Genomic DNA, 1,228 nt, shown 5'->3' with positions numbered 1-1,228 from the left:
GTTCGAGTTTGGCCGCCAGCACCGCGGCCTGCGTGCGCCGCTCGACACCGAGTTTGGTGAGCAGACGCGAGACGTAGTTCTTGACCGTCTTCTCCGCCAGGAACATCCTGCCCGCGATCTGACGGTTGGTCAGGCCCTCGCCGAGCAGCGACAGCAGGGTGCGTTCCTGCTCGGTGAGGCTGGCCAGCGGGCCGGTGTCGGCCTCGGCCTCGGCGCGCAGCTTGGCCATCAGGGCCGCGGCGGCGCGGTTGTCGAGCAGGGACTTGCCCGCCCCGACCGCGCGCACGGCGTCGACCAGGTCGGTGGTGCCGATGTCCTTGACGACGTAGCCGCTCGCCCCGGCGAGGATGGCGTCGAGCATGGCCTGCTCGTCGGTGAAGGAGGTCAGGATCAGGCACTTGAGCTTGCCGCCGTGGGAGAGCAGCTCCCGGCACAGCTCGATGCCGTTGCCGTCGGGCAGGCGCACGTCCAGCACCGCCACGTCGGGGTCGAGTGCGGGTATGCGCGCCAGCGCCTGCGCCGCGTCGCCGGCCTCACCGACCACTTCCATGTCGGCTTCGGCGTCGATGAGGTCGGCGACGCCACGCCGCACGATGGCGTGATCGTCGACCAGAAACACCTTGACCATCGCCTGAGTCCCTTCTGTCGATGCGCCCAGCCTACGCAGGCCGATCAAGTGCGGAAAAGCGATGTCACAGGTCAGGGAGAATCGGCAACGGAAGTCCCCTTGATCGGTGTCATGGGGCCCTTACCGCTCGGTCCGCAGGTCTGCGACGGTGACGAGACCTTGCGACGAAGGACGGTTGATGCTGCGCGGACGGCCCGACGACACGACGATCGCCGCGGCGCTCGCGTTGGCCGGGCAGGCGCCGTCGGTGCACAACATCCAGCCGTGGCGCTGGCGTGTCGACCGCAACGCCATCCAGCTGTTCCTCGACACCGAGCGGGCCCTGCCGCACACCGATCCTGATCTGCGCGATGTGGTGATCAGTTGCGGGGCGGCGCTGCACCATCTCACCGTGGCGTTCGCGGCGATGGGCTGGGCGACGGTGGTGACCCGCGTGCCCGATCCGGCCGATCCCGACCATCTGGCCTCGATCCGGATTGTCTCCCTTCGCGCGACCGGGCTGGAGGTGGAGATGAGCGCGATGTTCCCGCGCAGGCGCACCGACCGCCGTCACTTCACGGCACTGCCGCTGCCGCCGGGCTATCTCGGGCTGCTCAGTGA

At 69.1% G+C, this 1,228-nt stretch carries 1 protein-coding gene and 1 pseudogene; one reads left to right on the top strand and one right to left on the bottom strand.

Going from position 1 to position 1,228, the window contains the following annotated elements:
* The coding region (locus QH283_RS28605; RefSeq protein ID WP_280506042.1) for a response regulator transcription factor at positions 1-628 on the bottom strand (628 nt) is incomplete at its 3' end.
* A gap of 178 nt (positions 629-806) precedes the next feature.
* On the opposite strand from QH283_RS28605, the pseudogene QH283_RS28600 reads away from it, so the two are divergent.
* Positions 807-1,228, top strand: a pseudogene (locus tag QH283_RS28600) (Acg family FMN-binding oxidoreductase); the annotation flags it as partial.

It is taken from the genome of Nocardia farcinica (assembly GCF_029867845.1).
Taxonomy (GTDB): domain Bacteria; phylum Actinomycetota; class Actinomycetes; order Mycobacteriales; family Mycobacteriaceae; genus Nocardia; species Nocardia farcinica_A.
This window is presented reverse-complemented; position numbering and strand designations above follow the sequence as displayed.